Origin of the sequence: Stratiformator vulcanicus, assembly GCF_007744515.1 — a bacterium.
Taxonomy (GTDB): domain Bacteria; phylum Planctomycetota; class Planctomycetia; order Planctomycetales; family Planctomycetaceae; genus Stratiformator; species Stratiformator vulcanicus.
In genome coordinates, this window is record NZ_CP036268.1 from 2,497,884 (window position 1) to 2,512,173 (window position 14,290).

The following is a 14,290-nucleotide window of genomic DNA, read 5'->3' on the forward strand; positions in this document are numbered from 1 at the left end:
CGAGGTTTTCTAATGAAGTCCAAAGGATTCACGCTCATTGAATTATTGGTGGTTATCGCCATCATCGCCATTTTGATTGCCCTGCTACTTCCGGCAGTGCAACAGGCACGTGAGGCGGCCCGCCGCAGTACTTGCAAAAACAATTTGAAGCAGATCGGTCTCGCTCTTCACAATTACCTCGATACCGCCAACGAATTTCCGGCCGCGGTTTACCCTTCGGAGGGTCCAAATTCCGCGTTGGGAAATCAAGAGGCTTATTGGGCTTGGGGTACGATGATTTTGCCCTACATGGAGCAGGCCACGCTCTATCAAACCCTCAATGCTTCCAACGCGAGCGCGGAAGTGGCGCTCCAGACGCACGGCTCACCCAACGCTGATCCGACGATGGTGACGCAGTCGAGAATCGGCTCGCTCGTCTGTCCGTCCGACTCCGGTCCCGCGCTCGCCGTTGAAACGCAGCGCCGGATGTATGGACAGGCTTGGACAAGCTTTCTCGGTCACGATGCCGTTCTCTCGAAGACCAATTATCTTGCTTCGCAAGGCACGGGCACGCGGGTGCCGAATGGAACAGACTTTGGCGATGGATTTATGCAAAATCGATTTGGCGTCAACGTCGAAGACGTCGTCGACGGGTTAAGCAATACGATCGCCATCGGCGAGCGCGCGTGGGATTCACCGAAAGGGGCGAACGGCTTTGGGGGCGTGATCTTTACAGTCGCGAAAAATAACGCGACGGAGGATGCCAGCGGCGTCGTCGGAGCGGGACTGAACCCCCGAGTCAGTGGAGATGCCCAAGACGGATTCAGCAGCTTCCATGTCGGTGGCGTGCAGTTCGTGATGGGAGACGGTTCGGTCCACTTCATCAGCGAGAATATCTCGCAAGGTGTTCTTAATAATCTCGCCGATCGATCTGACGGAACTCCAATCGGTGAATTCTAAACTGACACTCAGTCCTTGAATACGATACGCGGCCGGAGCGTTTGCTCCGGTCGGTCGTGTTCAGCGATGCAGATAAGATTCCCGGCCGGGTCGATGACGGCCAATTCATCGAATGCGGACGCGTCATGAAATTCAAGTCGCTGGCCGTTGCGGAGGCGATCGGCAGTTGTTGGATCGACAGCCACTTTCTGAAGATCGCCGACAGCTTTGATTGGTTGAAGGATTGACCCTGCCCATTTCTCTTCACGATCTTCAGTCGGATCGAGTGCTTCGCGTAATTCAAATTGTCCAATCGAGGTTCGGACAAGAGACGTCATTACGGCCTGCGTCCCTAAAGCCGCGGCCAGATCGCGGCATAGGCTGCGAATGTAGGTGCCGGAACCACATTCAATTTCGAACTCGCCTTCGCGGTCGTTCCAACTGAGCAGTTCGAAGCGATAGACCTCCACCGTGCGGGTGGGCATTTCTACTTCGCGACCGGCACGGACTTTTTTATAGGCCCGTTGGCCGTCGACGCGTACGGCCGAATAAGCGGGCGGTGTCTGTTCAATTTCACCCAGAAATTGCGGCAGTGCTGCGATGATTTTTTCTCGGCCTATGTCTTCTGCTCCGCCGACCTCTTCGGGTTCAAACTCAAGGTCGAGCGAATCGGTTCGGCAGCCGAACCGAAATGTGGCGCGATAGGTCTTCGGCATCCGCTGTACGAAGGGGATCAGCCGAGTTGCTGTGCCCAGGCACACGATGACCACACCGGTCGCGAGCGGATCGAGCGTGCCGGCGTGCCCCGCCTTCGTCTCAAGTACACGTTGCGCTCGATCGACGATCGCCCGCGAGGTCAGTCCCGCCGGCTTATTAATATTCAGCAGTCCACAGAAATTCGAACTCATTCCTCTTCGTCGAGTTTGGCTTTCTTCGTTCTGCGCGGTGTCTTCTTAAAGACGTGTCTCGGGGCGATCTGAGTACAACCCGACATTCTATACCAGCGCTTCGGTCTTGTGACCCGCCTTGTTCAGGGCGGCTTGGACGAAGCCGGCGAATAGCGGGTGGGGGCGATCCGGCTTTGATTTGAATTCCGGATGGAACTGCACGGCAACAAACCAAGGATGCTCGGGCACTTCAACGATTTCGACCAGCGTTCCCGCCGCATGATGTCCGACGGGAGAAAGCCCGGCGTCGATAAATCGCTCGCGATAAGCCGGGTTGAACTCGTAGCGATGGCGATGTCGCTCGGAGATTTCGGACGTCTCGTAGCACTCGGCAGATTTTGAATCGTCCGCCAGAATGCAGGGCTGGGCTCCCAGCCGCATCGTGCCGCCCTTTTCGGTGATGGTCCGCTGCTCTTCGAGCATGCAAATCACGGGGTCGGGTGTGTCTTTTTCGAATTCGGTGCTGTTCGCTTCGGCGAGGCCGAGCACGTTGCGAGCGAACTCGATCACCGCGCACTGCATCCCGAGGCAAATGCCGAAGAACGGAATCCCGCGCTCGCGTGCATATTGGATCGCTTGGATCTTGCCTTCGATCCCACGCATTCCGAAGCCGCCCGGAATCAGCAGGCCGTCGATGCCGTGCAGGTGGGCGTCGGCGCCGTCTCGCTCCAGTTCCTCGGCCTCAACGCGTTTGATGCTCACGCGAGTCAGGTGCGAAAAGCCGGCGTGGTCGAGTGACTCGTAAATCGACTTGTAAGCATCGCGATGATCGATGTATTTGCCCACGACGCCGATCGTGATTTCGTGCTCGGGGTTTCGGATTCGATTGATTAACTCCTGCCACTCTTCGATCAACAGTCGACCGGCATTCATCCGCAGCTTGTTGACGATGAGCTGATCGAGGTTGTCCTCGGCGAGGCTCAGCGGGACCTCGTAGATCGAAAATTCTTTGTCGACCTCGACGATCACCGACTGCTTTTCGACGTTGCAGAACAGCGCGATCTTGTCGGTGTGCTCCCGCGGGATCGGCTTCTCGCAGCGGACGATGAGGATGTCGGGCTGAATGCCGATCTGGCGGAGCTGCCCGACGCTGTGCTGCGTCGGTTTGGTCTTCGCTTCCCGTGCCGCCTTCAAGTACGGCACGAGAGTCAGATGAATGAACAGACAGTTATCTCGCCCGATGTCGAGCGGCACCTGCCGGATGGCTTCGAGGAACGGCAGCCCCTCGATGTCGCCGATCGTGCCGCCCAGTTCGGTGATGACCACATCGACATCCGGCCCGGCCAGATTGAAGATCATCGATTTGATCTCGTCGGTCACATGCGGGACGACCTGCACGGTGCGGCCCAGATATTCGCCGCGACGTTCCTTGTCGATCACCTTCTTGTAGATCTGCCCGGTCGTGTAGTTCGATTCGCGGGTCAGGGGGCTGTTGGTGAACCGCTCGTAGTGTCCCAAATCGAGGTCGGTCTCCGAGCCGTCGTCGAGGACGTAAACCTCCCCGTGCTGGTAGGGGCTCATCGTGCCGGGATCGACGTTGATGTAGGGATCGAGCTTCTGCATCCGGACGGAGAGCCCGCGTCGCTCGAGCAACAGGCCGATCGAGGCGCTGGTCAGCCCCTTTCCGAGCGAACTAACGACGCCGCCGGTCACGAAGATGTGTTTGGTCATGCTTTGGCTGAGTGGAATCCGTCGGAAGGTATGTACGTCATTGCGAGCGGGCATTCGTACGAGTGGGCTTCACCGCGAGTCGTCGTCTCAGACGGACTTCGCAGCGTGACGAGTGAAAAGAAGGCCGGCGCGTGTCCGTTTCCGCCCCTTCGCCCTCACTCCCCCTCGCCCTCTCGCTGATACCGAACCCGCCGGGCGAAGCGAGCATAATCTTCCGCGGTGTCGATGCCAATCGCCGGGTGCCGGACTTCCGCCACGACGATGCGCCCGCCCAATTCCAAAGCGCGGAGTTGTTCCAGCTTCTCCAATTGCTCCAGCGGAGAGGGCGAGGCATCGGCCAATTTCAGCAGAAAATCGGCCCGATAGGCGTACACGCCGATGTGCAGCTTCCACGGCGAATTTGCTTTCAGCAGTTCGTCCGGTTCTTCGTCGCGCACAAAGGGAATCATTGCCCGGCTGAAGTACAAAGCTGTGCCATCTTGCGTCATGACGACTTTCACGCACGATGGCGAATCGCGGTCCTCAGCCGACTCGATCGGAGTCGCGAGAGTTGCCATCTGGGCATCGGGCCGCGAGCGGAGCGTCTCGACGAGCAGGTCGAGCTGCGACGGATCAAGCTCCGGCTCGTCCCCCTGCACGTTGACCACGACGGCGTCGGTCGGCAAATCGAGCCGCCTAGCGACTTCGGCAATGCGATCGGTTCCGGAGGCGTGCTCACCGGTCATCTCGACCTCGCCGCCGAATTCGCGAACCGCCTCGGCAATACGTTCGCTGTCGGTCGCAACGATCACCCGTTCGAAGCAGCCCGCCCGGCTCGCCGCCTCCCAGGTGTGCTGCAGCAGCGGCTTGCCGGTCTCGGACAGCAACAACTTCTCCGGCAATCGGGACGACTGCAGTCGGGCGGGGATCATTGCGATAACCTGTGCCATGTCTGATCCGCGTTGTGTCGGTCAGTTGCCTCGCGAAGAGTCACTCCGCGGTGTCACCGAAGCGAGACTGATCGCTGACAGCGATAGAGCGTCGTGCCGCAGCGATATTGCTGCAACGATGCCCGATTTTCGCTTCGATGCAAGGCTCCTCCGCCACCCCGGCTTTTCAGTTCGCACTCGCCCGGCGGCGGAATTGGCTGGGGTTTAAGACTTCGAGGCTGCCATCGGGGGACTCGACGAGGTAGACGAGTTCGCTGCCGAGGTTGACGCCGCGGGAGGCGAGAAATTTGCCGTCGGTGTCGACCGTTAACGTGCGGGCGGGGCCGTCGACCGTGGGGACGAGCACGCAGGTCCATTCGACCGATTGTTCGTCCACGTTATAGAGCCGCAGCGTCCCGTCCTTTCCGCCGGCAAGCAGCCGACTGTCGTCGAACCAGTCGAGGGCTTCTTGCGAAATGTCGCCGGCGTGCTGAAATGTCGCGACGCGGGTGCCTTCTGTGTCCCAAACGGTGATGTTGCCGCACCAGGTGGCTGTAGCAATCCGACTGCTGCTCCGACTCCAAGCGAGCGTTTTTGCAGGCGCGCTTTCATCGAGACGAAGCGTTCGCGAGCCAACACCGTCACGCTCGCGAATAGTAACAACTCCTGATCCGCCAGTGGCGATCGATTTTCCGTCCCGAGACCATTTCAAGTCATGGTGTTGGCTCGAATTGGGGAGCGTTGCAATCTGCGTCCCGTCGGGACGGAAAATGCGAATTTCATTGCGAATTAAGATGGCGATCTCGTCGAGACTTGACCAGTCGATGACGTCGTCATGGTGGTCGGTCATCGGAATAATTACGCGTGATGAACCGTCGATTCCGACAACCTTGGCGTGCCTTGCCGTGAAGTCCGCAATGACGAGTGAGCGGCTGTCGGAACTCCAGCGGATATCGTTTCCTTTATCAACTGACTGCCACAACTGGCGTGTGCCTTGAAACAGGGCCGCATACCCGCCCGTGCCGGGGCCGAGCCTCGCTGCGAGCATTTTTCCGTCGGGGCTCCAAATGAGCCGTGCCGCGTCCTCGTCCTCGTACTTCAGATACGATTGCACTTCGCCGATAGGTGAGGCGATCAGACCGCAGGGGCCGCCGCGGGCCAGTCCGACCGCGATGCGTTTTCCATCCGTTGTGATGGAGACGCCTTTGACTTCAGCAGGTCCACCGAGATCTTCGGACGTCTCGACATGACCCGCCAACGTGGCTACGCCGAGATGATAAGACCTGCCAATTCTGCTGGCTGCCACGATTCGGTTCCCTTCGGGTGACCAATCAATTGCATTGGAATGCACTGTACCCTTTTTGGTCACGGGAGCGTCCGGCCCGTGCGGCCAAACATAAACGCCATGCCCTCCACAGACCGCTAACTTTCTGCCATCGGAGGCCACGCTCATGTCAAGGCAACTAATTGTTGTCTTGCCATCCGATTCTAAAAGAGGCGAAACACTGCCGGTCTGGGGATTGAAGAGCGACAGCCCCTGATAGCTGCCCACCAGTAATCGACCGTCAGCGAGGCGGGCTAGGTTAAGGATCTTATGTGAAACGTGAATCTGGCGAACGGTTTCCAGCGTATCGTTGAAGATTTGGATCGTCTGACCCGTGTGCACGGCGGCTATATTGCCGTTCGCCAAGAACGTGCAATCATCTAATGGATAATCAGTGTCCGTGTGCCCTAATAATTCCCCAGTATCAGTGTAGAGTCGAAGTATATTCGGCTGCCTCGACCCTACCGCTAATCGCCGACCGTCGTGACTCCATGCAACAGCTGTCGCCCGGTCTTCGGCAACACGAATCCGGTGCAGCAACTTCCCGCCGGGTTCCATGAGAAGCAGTTCCCCGCGGATCGTCGTGGCCGCGATGCGGTCGGCGGTGGGACTCCATTCCAGATCCGTTATCGACGAGCCGGGGTGTGGCAGGATGCGAACGAGGTCGAGCGACTTGGGATCGAGCAGCCGGACGTTACCGGCCTCGGTCCCGACGGCGATCAGTTTGCCATCGGGCGACCAATCGAGGCATATGACCTCACCGCGGAGCTTCCGCGTTTCGAGTTGCCAGCGGGAGCCGTCGGGGAGATTGGGCGGCGTCGCCACCAGCCCCGGCAAATAGGGGCTTTCGCCGACGGGCGGAGCCTGCGCCGATGCCGGAGCCGCTGTGTTTTGCTCACCCTGTTCCGGTGGCAACGGAACAGGCCGGGAGGGGATCGAAGCGATCTGTGTCGGAGACGGCGCTTCGGCCGAACTCCCGGTCGATGGCGGTGTGGCGTTGCCGCCTGAGTCGCCTTCACTCGCTGAGGGAGGCGTCGTGCCGCTCTCGTTCGATGCCGGAGCCACGGGGGTGGCGTCTGCAGCATTCGCCGTGGCGGCATCGGCCTGAGCAATCGTCGTTTCGCTCTCGCTGGCGGAACTGTCTCCGGAACCGCTGAAAGCGACGACAAGCCCCACCGCCACGAGCAGTGCCATCGCCCCGCCGGCGATGCTGCCGTAGAGAACGATCGGATTCGGCTTCTTTTTCCGGTTATTGGGCGTCGCCTTGGACCGCCGCCGTCTTGTCTCGAAAAGGGGGACCTCGGGTTGGGTTCCTCCGTAGGTCTGCCCGGCCTCGAATGAGCCGTCGTATGAGAAGTCGCCGCCTTCCCCGAGCGTTTTTTCCGGCGAAATCGTCGCCTGTTTTTTCTTGTTCGACTCGCCCCGCGTTTTCGAGGTGAAGGGTTTCAGCTCTTCGGCCAGTTCTTTAGCGGAGTCGGGCCGATCGTCGGTGGTCTTGGCCATCAGCCGATTGTAGATGTCGCACAGTTCGGGCGGTGCGTCCGGACAGGCCTCGGCCAGGTCGGGAGGCGTTTCACTCACATGCCCGACCATTTTGCGGGCAATTGTCGAGTAATCTTGCCCCGAGAACGGCGCACGACCGGTGAGCAGAAAGAACAACGTGCAGCCGAGGGCGTACAGGTCGGCCGGCGGGCCGACCTGCCGCATGTCCCGCCACTGCTCCGGCGACATATAGTCGGGTGTGCCGAGCACCTGTCCCTCGACCGTGAGACCCGCTTCGGAAGCTTCGACGGCCGCTTCTTCGCTGAGCCGGGCGAGACCGAGATCGAGGACCTTCACGCTGCCTGAGCGGGCGGCGAACAGGTTCGAGGGCTTGATGTCGCGGTGAACGAGACCTTCGGCGTGCGCCGCGGCCAGACCGAGGGCCGCCTGCCGGATCGCCCGGCAGGCCTGCGAGACCGACAGCGGCCCCTTTTTCTTGACCTTCTCATGCAGGTCGTACCCGTCGACATATTCGATCGCGAGATAGTGAGTGCCGTCGACCTCCCCGGCATCATACGCATGCACGATATTAGGATGGCTGACCTTGCCGGCCGCCTTCATCTCGCGCGAGAACCGGGCGACGCGCTTCGAGTCGGCGACCAAGTGCGGCGGCAGCAGCTTGAGTGCGACCTGTTTGTCGAGGTGACCGTGCGTCGCCAGCCAAACGGTCCCCATGCCTCCTTCGCCGATTTTCCGATCTAGGCGGTAAGGCCCGATTTCCGCTCCCGCGGACGCGTCGAACGTCGCGGAGAGATTAGGCTTTTCGAAGTCGAAGGTCTGTTCGGAGACTTCATCCCCCTGCGTCCCGCGAACGGTTTCCCCACCGGTATTCGATTGAGGATCCTCGGCAGAAGCCCGCGGCTTACGAGACTTGGCCATTATCAAGACCATCAAGAATTTTAGTGGGCGACTGAAAGCGTGGAAAAACGTGCTGAGAATGTACCAGAACGCATTGACATGCAAAGTCGCCGCTCCGGTTCGTGCTGCCGAAATCAATATATTTTTGACAGCATCTAGGTGGTTGTACTAGCTTTTTGTGGGCCGTATAGGCGGCTTCCACAATGCGGATTGCGCTGACGGGCCAGCCGATGGCAGACCGCGCAACCATCTCACCACGGGTAGAGGAATGGTGCACCACCTCTTTTCACCCCGCCGGTGGGCGTGGCCGTGAGGCTGCGAGTGACCCATGCGGCGGATGATGCCGCGGCATAGTGCCCGGACGCGTCCGGATTTTTTGAGTCGAGAGTCGAGTGGCTAGAGTCGAGAGTTGAAGCCTTGAGAACAGATCGAAAGCCGTAAGCGCTGCGGTCTTTGCTATTCGATTTCGTCGAGCCGGTATTTCGGTCGGTTGGACCGCTCTTGGCGGACGTTGGCGGTTGCGCGGCGGCGCTTTCTCTGCTTCGATCCGGTGTGCGGGCCGCGGAGGGCGTGGTTGGTGGCCTGTTCGATCCGAATCAATCTGTCGCCCAGCATTTCGACCCGGGTGCGCACGTCGCTGGAGGTCTGCTCCATCCCTCCGGAGATCAGCGTGACCACTCCGAGGAACAACATCATCTGTCCGGCGGTCATCACGATCCAGCCGGTCGGGGCGTAGCCGGCGGGTCCGCCGAAGTAGCTCCAAATGACCAGAGCAGCGCCGCAGGTCAGTCCGAGCGTCCCGCTGTAAGCGAGAACCTGCCCGAGCGTCACCGCCCAGCGGTTTGAAGTCGGCACGGACGTGGCGGGCAGATTCGATGTGTCGAAGTGCGGAGCTTCACTGCGGACATCCTCATATTCGTCAATCCGAATCTGACGGCGACCCCGATCCCGGCGGCTCGTGTGAGGTCCGTGAAGTACCGTCCGGCGGTTCTGGTACGACGCGGATCGTGCGTGATCCACATCCGCCGTTTCGTCTTCGTAGAATTCGGAGTCTTCGAACGACTCGGGGTCCTCGTGGCCGGCATCAGTCCGCAGGTTGCGCCGGACGCGTTGAGATTCACCCGATTCGGACCTTCGGCGAGCCCTCGACGCGAATTTCGGCCCGCGCAGCGTATTGTGTGGAGCCTCGGCTTGCTCGTTCGCTTCGACTTCGTCGCGACCCACTTCAGCGGTGGGAGGATGCGGCTCGGCTGCCGGGTGGTCATCTTGTGCGGGATGGGAATTCTCAGGAGCCGGGCCGAGGTCACTTTCAGCGTCTTGTGATTCAGCGTCGGGATTTTTCGACCCGAATTCGGGGGGTTCCAACAGCGATTCGCCCGACCAGCGTTCGAGCAGCGACCGGGCCTCATCGGTGGACGACCCATGGCCCGCGCGGTCGCTCTCGAGCGATGCGTTGCAGGTGGCGCACCGGAGGATGCGATCGGACGGCGAGTACTCCGCGGCGACGTCGGCTTGGCAGTCCTCACACCACATCAGAATTCTCGGTCAGAACGGCGAAGGGTGGAATCTCCCGCATCGGCCCGCGCGAGATTTTTGATCGGAAGTCGCGACTTGGTGCGCTCAGGCATTTCGAATGCGACCGGGCACCAAGATCGTGCGCAAATGTAGGTTGTGACGGCGTTTGACCACAAGATCGGATCGGCCGGACGCAACCGGCCCACTTCGAAATGAGTGACGCCGCGTCAATCGGTCGCAAGTTCGTCCAATCAAGTTTGTGGACCGATGCGGGGCGTCAGATTAGACTGCGGTGCGCGACGGGGCGGTCGGACGAAGCCGTTTCAGACCGACTCCCTACGTAAGCTATGTGAACACAGACCGTTAGCACCGCGGAACTCCGCGAAGCTCCTTCAAACGCGACCCGCCGGATGACGGAACCTTCTGCCGATCGTGACCGGATCGTAATTACCGGTATCGGACTGACATCGCCGAACGGCAACACGCTGGACGAGTACCGCGCGAATCTGCTCCGCGGTGAGTCGGGCGTCCAACCGTTCGAAACCCGCTACATGCCGCCGGTCATCGCGGGCGTGTGTGATTTTGATGCGCTGAAATACCAGAAACGCAAAGAGATCCGCCGCGGTACGCGCGCGGGCTCGGTGGCCGTCTATTGTGCAAACGAGGCGGTCCGCGACAGCGGTCTTGATTGGGAAAACGTTCAAAAGAACCGTGTCGGCGTCTACATCGGCATTACCGAGCACGGCAACGTCGAGACCGAAAACGAGATCTACGAGATCTCCCAATTCGATTACGACACGAAGGTCTGGTCGCACCACCACAACCCCCGGACGGTCGCCAACAACGCGGCTGGTGAAGTCACGCTGAGCCTGCGGTCGACCGGACCGCACCTCACGATCGGCGCGGCGTGCGCGGCAGGGAATGCCGGGTTTATTCAAGGCGTGCAGATGCTACGGCTCGGCGAGGTCGATCTCGCGATCGCCGGGGGCGTCTCGGAGAGTATTCACACGTTCGGCATTTTCGCGAGCTTTCAGGCACAGGGGGCACTGGCCCATCACGAAGACCCGGCCCTGGCCTGTCGGCCGTTCGACGCGAAGCGCAACGGAATCGTGGTTGCTGAGGGAGGCGGGCTCGTCACGTTGGAGCGGCTCTCAGACGCGAAGGCCCGCGGGGCGAGAATTTACGGCGAAATTGTCGGCTACGCGATGAATTCCGACGCGAAAGACTTTGTGCTCCCGGACCGCCACAGCCAGGAAGCCTGCGTGCGGCTCGCCATGGAGCGAGCGCAACTCGGTCCCGAAGACATCCAGATTGTGAGCAGTCACGCGACAGCCACAGAGCAGGGCGACATCGAGGAAGCCACGGCATTGGGAGCCGTGTTCGGCGATTCTCCGAAGACTCACATCAACAACACGAAGAGTTTTATCGGTCACGCCATGGGGGCGGCCGGTGCTTTGGAACTTCTGGGCAATTTGCCTTCGTTTCAAGACGAGGTGGTCCACGCTACAATCAATCTCGACGAGCAGGACAGCCGGTGTCCGTTGGAGAACGTCGTGGCGAACGAGCCGCGGCGGATCGGGCGGGTCGACCACATTCTGAACAACTCGTTCGGGATGCTCGGCATCAACTCGGTTGTCATTGTCCGTCGCCCACCCGAATAAGTGCAGTTGCATTATCCGCCCTTCCGGCGACAGAATCGCAGTCCGCACGCAAACGGATGCGTCGAGATCCTCGGCACGCATCGAATCCACGAGTCGATTGAGGTCGGAGTCGTACTGAATGAGCCGTGAGCAGATTCGTCAGGTGATCATCGAAATTTTGGAGCGGATCGCCCCGGACGAAGACCTGAGCGACCTGGATGATTCCGTCTCCTTCCGCGAGCAGATGGAACTCGACAGCATGGATTTCCTCGACATCGTCATGGAACTCCGCAAGCAATATCGTGTGCAGATTCCCGAAGAGGACTATCCGCAGCTCGCTTCGATGAACAGCACCGTCGACTATCTGGAACCGAAGCTGGCCGACGTGCAGCCTGCCTGATTCTGTCACGCTCGGCGCAATGTGACCGGCACGAATCCGGGGACCGATCCCGCTGTGGATGATCGATACGACGTCATCATTATCGGGGCGGGGCTGTCGGGCCTCGCCGCGGGCATCCGGCTTGCCTACTACGACAAGCGCGTCTGCGTGCTCGAACGTCACACGACGATCGGCGGGCTGAACTCGTTCTATCGGCTCCGCAAGAAAAACCACGATGTCGGCCTGCACGCGGTCACCAACTGGCGGCCCCCTGGAACCAAGAAAGGGCCGCTGTCGAAATTGCTGAGGCAGTTGCGCATCGGTTGGGAAGACTTCGGTCTCGTCGAGCAGAACGGCTCCAGCGTGGTTTTTCCGGGACAAAAACTCCGGTTCACCAACGACATCGCGATCCTCGAAAGCGATATCGCCGAGCGTTTTCCATCTCAGATCGACGGCTTTCGCCGGCTGACCCGCCACGTCGATGAATCGGACCCTTTCGACCTCTCGCCGGAGGAGACCTCGTCCCGAAAGGTGGTTGGCGATTTTATTTCTGATCCCCTGTTGGCCGAGATGATCTTCTGCCCTTTGTTCTTCTACGGCAGCGCAACGCCCGATGACATGGACTGGCGACAGTTTGTGATCCTGTTCCGGGCCCTCTATCAGGAGGGGTTCGGGCGACCGTGGGCCGGCGTCAGGCCGATCATGAAGGTCGTCACCCGGAAGTTCAAAGAGTTGGGCGGTGATCTCAAACTCCGTCACGGCGTCCAGCAGATTGATCGCGAAGAGGGGCGGGCCGTCGGGGTGACGCTCGACGACGGGCGAAAGCTATACGGCGACAAAGTCCTCTCCTCTGCCGGCGCCGCCGAAACTGCCCGGCTCTGCGATCCCGACGCCGGCTTCGACGACACTTATCGCCCGGGCGGAATATCGTTCGTGGAATCGATCTCGATTCTCGACCGCGAACCGGCTTCGTTCGGACATGACGAGACGATCGTGTTCTACTGCCACGATGAGCGGCTCGCTTACCGCTGCCCGGAAACGCCGGTCGATACGCGGAGCGGGATCATCTGCTCGCCGAATAATTACCAATACGACGAGCCGCAGCCCGACGGTCGCATTCGCATCACCGCGCTGGCCGAACCGGCCTACTGGTTTGACTCACCGGACGAAGAATACTATCCGGCGAAGGAACGAGTCGCGGCCGAAATCGCCGAGTCATCGGTGAAGGTCATGCCCGACTTCCGTCGGTACGTGACCGACCTCGACGTCTTTACGCCCCGCACCATTAAGAAGTACACCGGCCACCTCAACGGTGCCGTCTACGGGTCCCCGCACAAGTTCCGCGACGGTTGCACGCCGGTCGAGAACCTGTTTCTGTGCGGGACCGACCAAGGCTATCTCGGAATTATCGGAGCGATGTTGTCCGGGGTATCGATCGCGAATATGCATCTGTTGAGATGAACGAGAAGCGGTGAGGGAGAAGCGAACGATTGCGATGCCGCTTCTCGCTTCTCGCTTCCCGCTCATCGCTTCCCGCAGACTTGGCAGAAGTATTCGAGCTACACATCACCAAGGCATTTTCGATGCGCGTTCTCGTGACCGGCGGTGCCGGGTTTATCGGCAGCCATATTTTGGAGCAGCTTGCTTCCGCGGGGGTCGAGGCGGCGGCGCTCGACGATCTGTCGGGGGGCAAAAGAGAGAACGTCCCTGAAGGCGTTCCCCTATTCGAGGTCGACGTTCGCGATGCCTCGGCGGTGAAAACGGCGTTTGATGAGTTCCGACCGACGCACGTCTCGCATCAGGCCGCGCAGGTCTCGGTCAGCCGTTCGGTCCGCGAGCCGGAGTTCGATGCTGAGGTGAATGTGCTCGGGCTGCTGAACGTGATTCGTTGCTGCGGCGAGTCGGAAGTCGAGCGATTGCTGTTTGCTTCATCGGGCGGTGCGATCTACGGCGACGTGCTCAGCCCCGCGAAGGAAGACCACCCGACTCAGCCGCTCGCGCCTTACGGCATTTCGAAGATGGTCGGCGAGCACTACCTGCGGTTCGCGCACGCCGAACACGGCCTCATCGCCGTCGCGCTGCGTTATTCCAACGTCTATGGCCCGCGGCAGGATCCGCACGGCGAGGCGGGGGTCGTGGCAATTTTCTCTCAGAAAATGCTCAGCGGCGAGGAGGTCACGATCTTCGGTGACGGAAAATACGTTCGCGATTATGTGCACGTCGGCGATGTCGCCGCGGCCAACGTCGCCGCACTAGACGCCGAATTGGAAGCGGGAAAGCACGCGTTCAACATCGGCACGGCGGTCCCGACCGACGTCAATCAGCTCGCTGCGCTCGTGATGACCGCGGCCACCGAGGCGACCGCTGAGGCCGGCAAGCCGGTCGAGATCCCAAAGCCGGTACACGGCGATCCCCGAGCCGGCGATTTACGCTCGAGCATTATCAGCTCGGCAAAAGCGAAGGCGGAATTGGGTTGGGAGCCTCAGCACTCGATCGAAAGTGGCTTGGCCGAAACGGTCAGGTGGTTTTTGCGGCGAGGTTAGAATTGCAGGGCCGGCGAGCAGCCAATTTCCGCAATCGATGCTGGA

Annotated in this window: 10 protein-coding genes; 5 read left to right on the forward strand and 5 right to left on the reverse strand. The window is 60.3% G+C overall.

The window, feature by feature from the left end:
• The first annotated feature begins 12 nt into the window (after nt 1-12).
• On the forward strand, nt 13-939 hold the full coding sequence (locus tag Pan189_RS09705) for a DUF1559 domain-containing protein (protein WP_145366144.1): 927 nt from the start codon (nt 13-15) through the stop codon (nt 937-939).
• A gap of 8 nt (nt 940-947) precedes the next feature.
• Here the strand turns inward: Pan189_RS09705 and truB are convergent, their stop codons facing one another.
• From truB to Pan189_RS09730, 5 genes are all read right to left on the reverse strand, one after another.
• Nucleotides 948-1,826: a tRNA pseudouridine(55) synthase TruB gene (truB, locus tag Pan189_RS09710; protein WP_145363724.1), complete on the reverse strand. Its 879-nt coding sequence runs from the start codon at nt 1,824-1,826 to the stop codon at nt 948-950.
• Between the two features lie 87 nt (nt 1,827-1,913).
• The gene (gene pyrG / locus Pan189_RS09715; protein WP_145366145.1) at nt 1,914-3,536 is read right to left on the reverse strand and encodes a CTP synthase; all 1,623 of its coding nucleotides are present in this window, start codon (nt 3,534-3,536) and stop codon (nt 1,914-1,916) included.
• A gap of 155 nt (nt 3,537-3,691) precedes the next feature.
• The gene (gene kdsB, locus Pan189_RS09720) at nt 3,692-4,465 is read right to left on the reverse strand and encodes a 3-deoxy-manno-octulosonate cytidylyltransferase (RefSeq protein WP_145363725.1); all 774 of its coding nucleotides are present in this window, start codon (nt 4,463-4,465) and stop codon (nt 3,692-3,694) included.
• A 166-nt stretch (nt 4,466-4,631) separates the two neighbouring features.
• On the reverse strand, nt 4,632-8,189 hold the full coding sequence (locus tag Pan189_RS09725; RefSeq protein WP_310821309.1) for a protein kinase domain-containing protein: 3,558 nt from the start codon (nt 8,187-8,189) through the stop codon (nt 4,632-4,634).
• A 435-nt stretch (nt 8,190-8,624) separates the two neighbouring features.
• Nucleotides 8,625-9,701: a hypothetical protein gene (locus tag Pan189_RS09730; RefSeq protein WP_145363727.1), complete on the reverse strand. Its 1,077-nt coding sequence runs from the start codon at nt 9,699-9,701 to the stop codon at nt 8,625-8,627.
• A 392-nt stretch (nt 9,702-10,093) separates the two neighbouring features.
• On the opposite strand from Pan189_RS09730, the gene Pan189_RS09735 reads away from it, so the two are divergent.
• The 4 genes from Pan189_RS09735 to Pan189_RS09750 all read left to right on the forward strand — a co-directional run bounded on the left by Pan189_RS09735 (nt 10,094) and on the right by Pan189_RS09750 (nt 14,245).
• On the forward strand, nt 10,094-11,344 hold the full coding sequence (locus tag Pan189_RS09735; protein ID WP_145363728.1) for a beta-ketoacyl-[acyl-carrier-protein] synthase family protein: 1,251 nt from the start codon (nt 10,094-10,096) through the stop codon (nt 11,342-11,344).
• Between the two features lie 118 nt (nt 11,345-11,462).
• The gene (locus tag Pan189_RS09740) at nt 11,463-11,723 is read left to right on the forward strand and encodes an acyl carrier protein (protein ID WP_145363729.1); all 261 of its coding nucleotides are present in this window, start codon (nt 11,463-11,465) and stop codon (nt 11,721-11,723) included.
• Between the two features lie 54 nt (nt 11,724-11,777).
• Nucleotides 11,778-13,163, forward strand: coding sequence for a phytoene desaturase family protein (locus Pan189_RS09745; RefSeq protein WP_145366146.1), 1,386 nt, complete (start codon nt 11,778-11,780; stop codon nt 13,161-13,163).
• A gap of 122 nt (nt 13,164-13,285) precedes the next feature.
• Complete coding sequence (locus Pan189_RS09750; RefSeq protein WP_145363730.1) at nt 13,286-14,245, forward strand: NAD-dependent epimerase/dehydratase family protein; 960 nt, start codon at nt 13,286-13,288, stop codon at nt 14,243-14,245.
• Nucleotides 14,246-14,290: the final 45 nt, after the last annotated feature.

Bases quoted from the DNA above. Each gene is read 5' to 3' on its own strand.
- Pan189_RS09740 (WP_145363729.1), top strand. From the start codon at position 11,463: ATGAGCCGTGAGCAGATTCGTCAGGTGATCATCGAAATTTTGGAGCGG.
- Pan189_RS09735 (WP_145363728.1), top strand. From the start codon at position 10,094: ATGACGGAACCTTCTGCCGATCGTGACCGGATCGTAATTACCGGTATC.
- truB (WP_145363724.1), bottom strand. From the start codon at position 1,826: ATGAGTTCGAATTTCTGTGGACTGCTGAATATTAATAAGCCGGCGGGA.
- Pan189_RS09725 (WP_310821309.1), bottom strand. From the start codon at position 8,189: ATGGCCAAGTCTCGTAAGCCGCGGGCTTCTGCCGAGGATCCTCAATCG.
- Pan189_RS09705 (WP_145366144.1), top strand. From the start codon at position 13: ATGAAGTCCAAAGGATTCACGCTCATTGAATTATTGGTGGTTATCGCC.
- pyrG (WP_145366145.1), bottom strand. From the start codon at position 3,536: ATGACCAAACACATCTTCGTGACCGGCGGCGTCGTTAGTTCGCTCGGA.
- kdsB (WP_145363725.1), bottom strand. From the start codon at position 4,465: ATGGCACAGGTTATCGCAATGATCCCCGCCCGACTGCAGTCGTCCCGA.
- Pan189_RS09730 (WP_145363727.1), bottom strand. From the start codon at position 9,701: ATGTGGTGTGAGGACTGCCAAGCCGACGTCGCCGCGGAGTACTCGCCG.
- Pan189_RS09750 (WP_145363730.1), top strand. From the start codon at position 13,286: ATGCGCGTTCTCGTGACCGGCGGTGCCGGGTTTATCGGCAGCCATATT.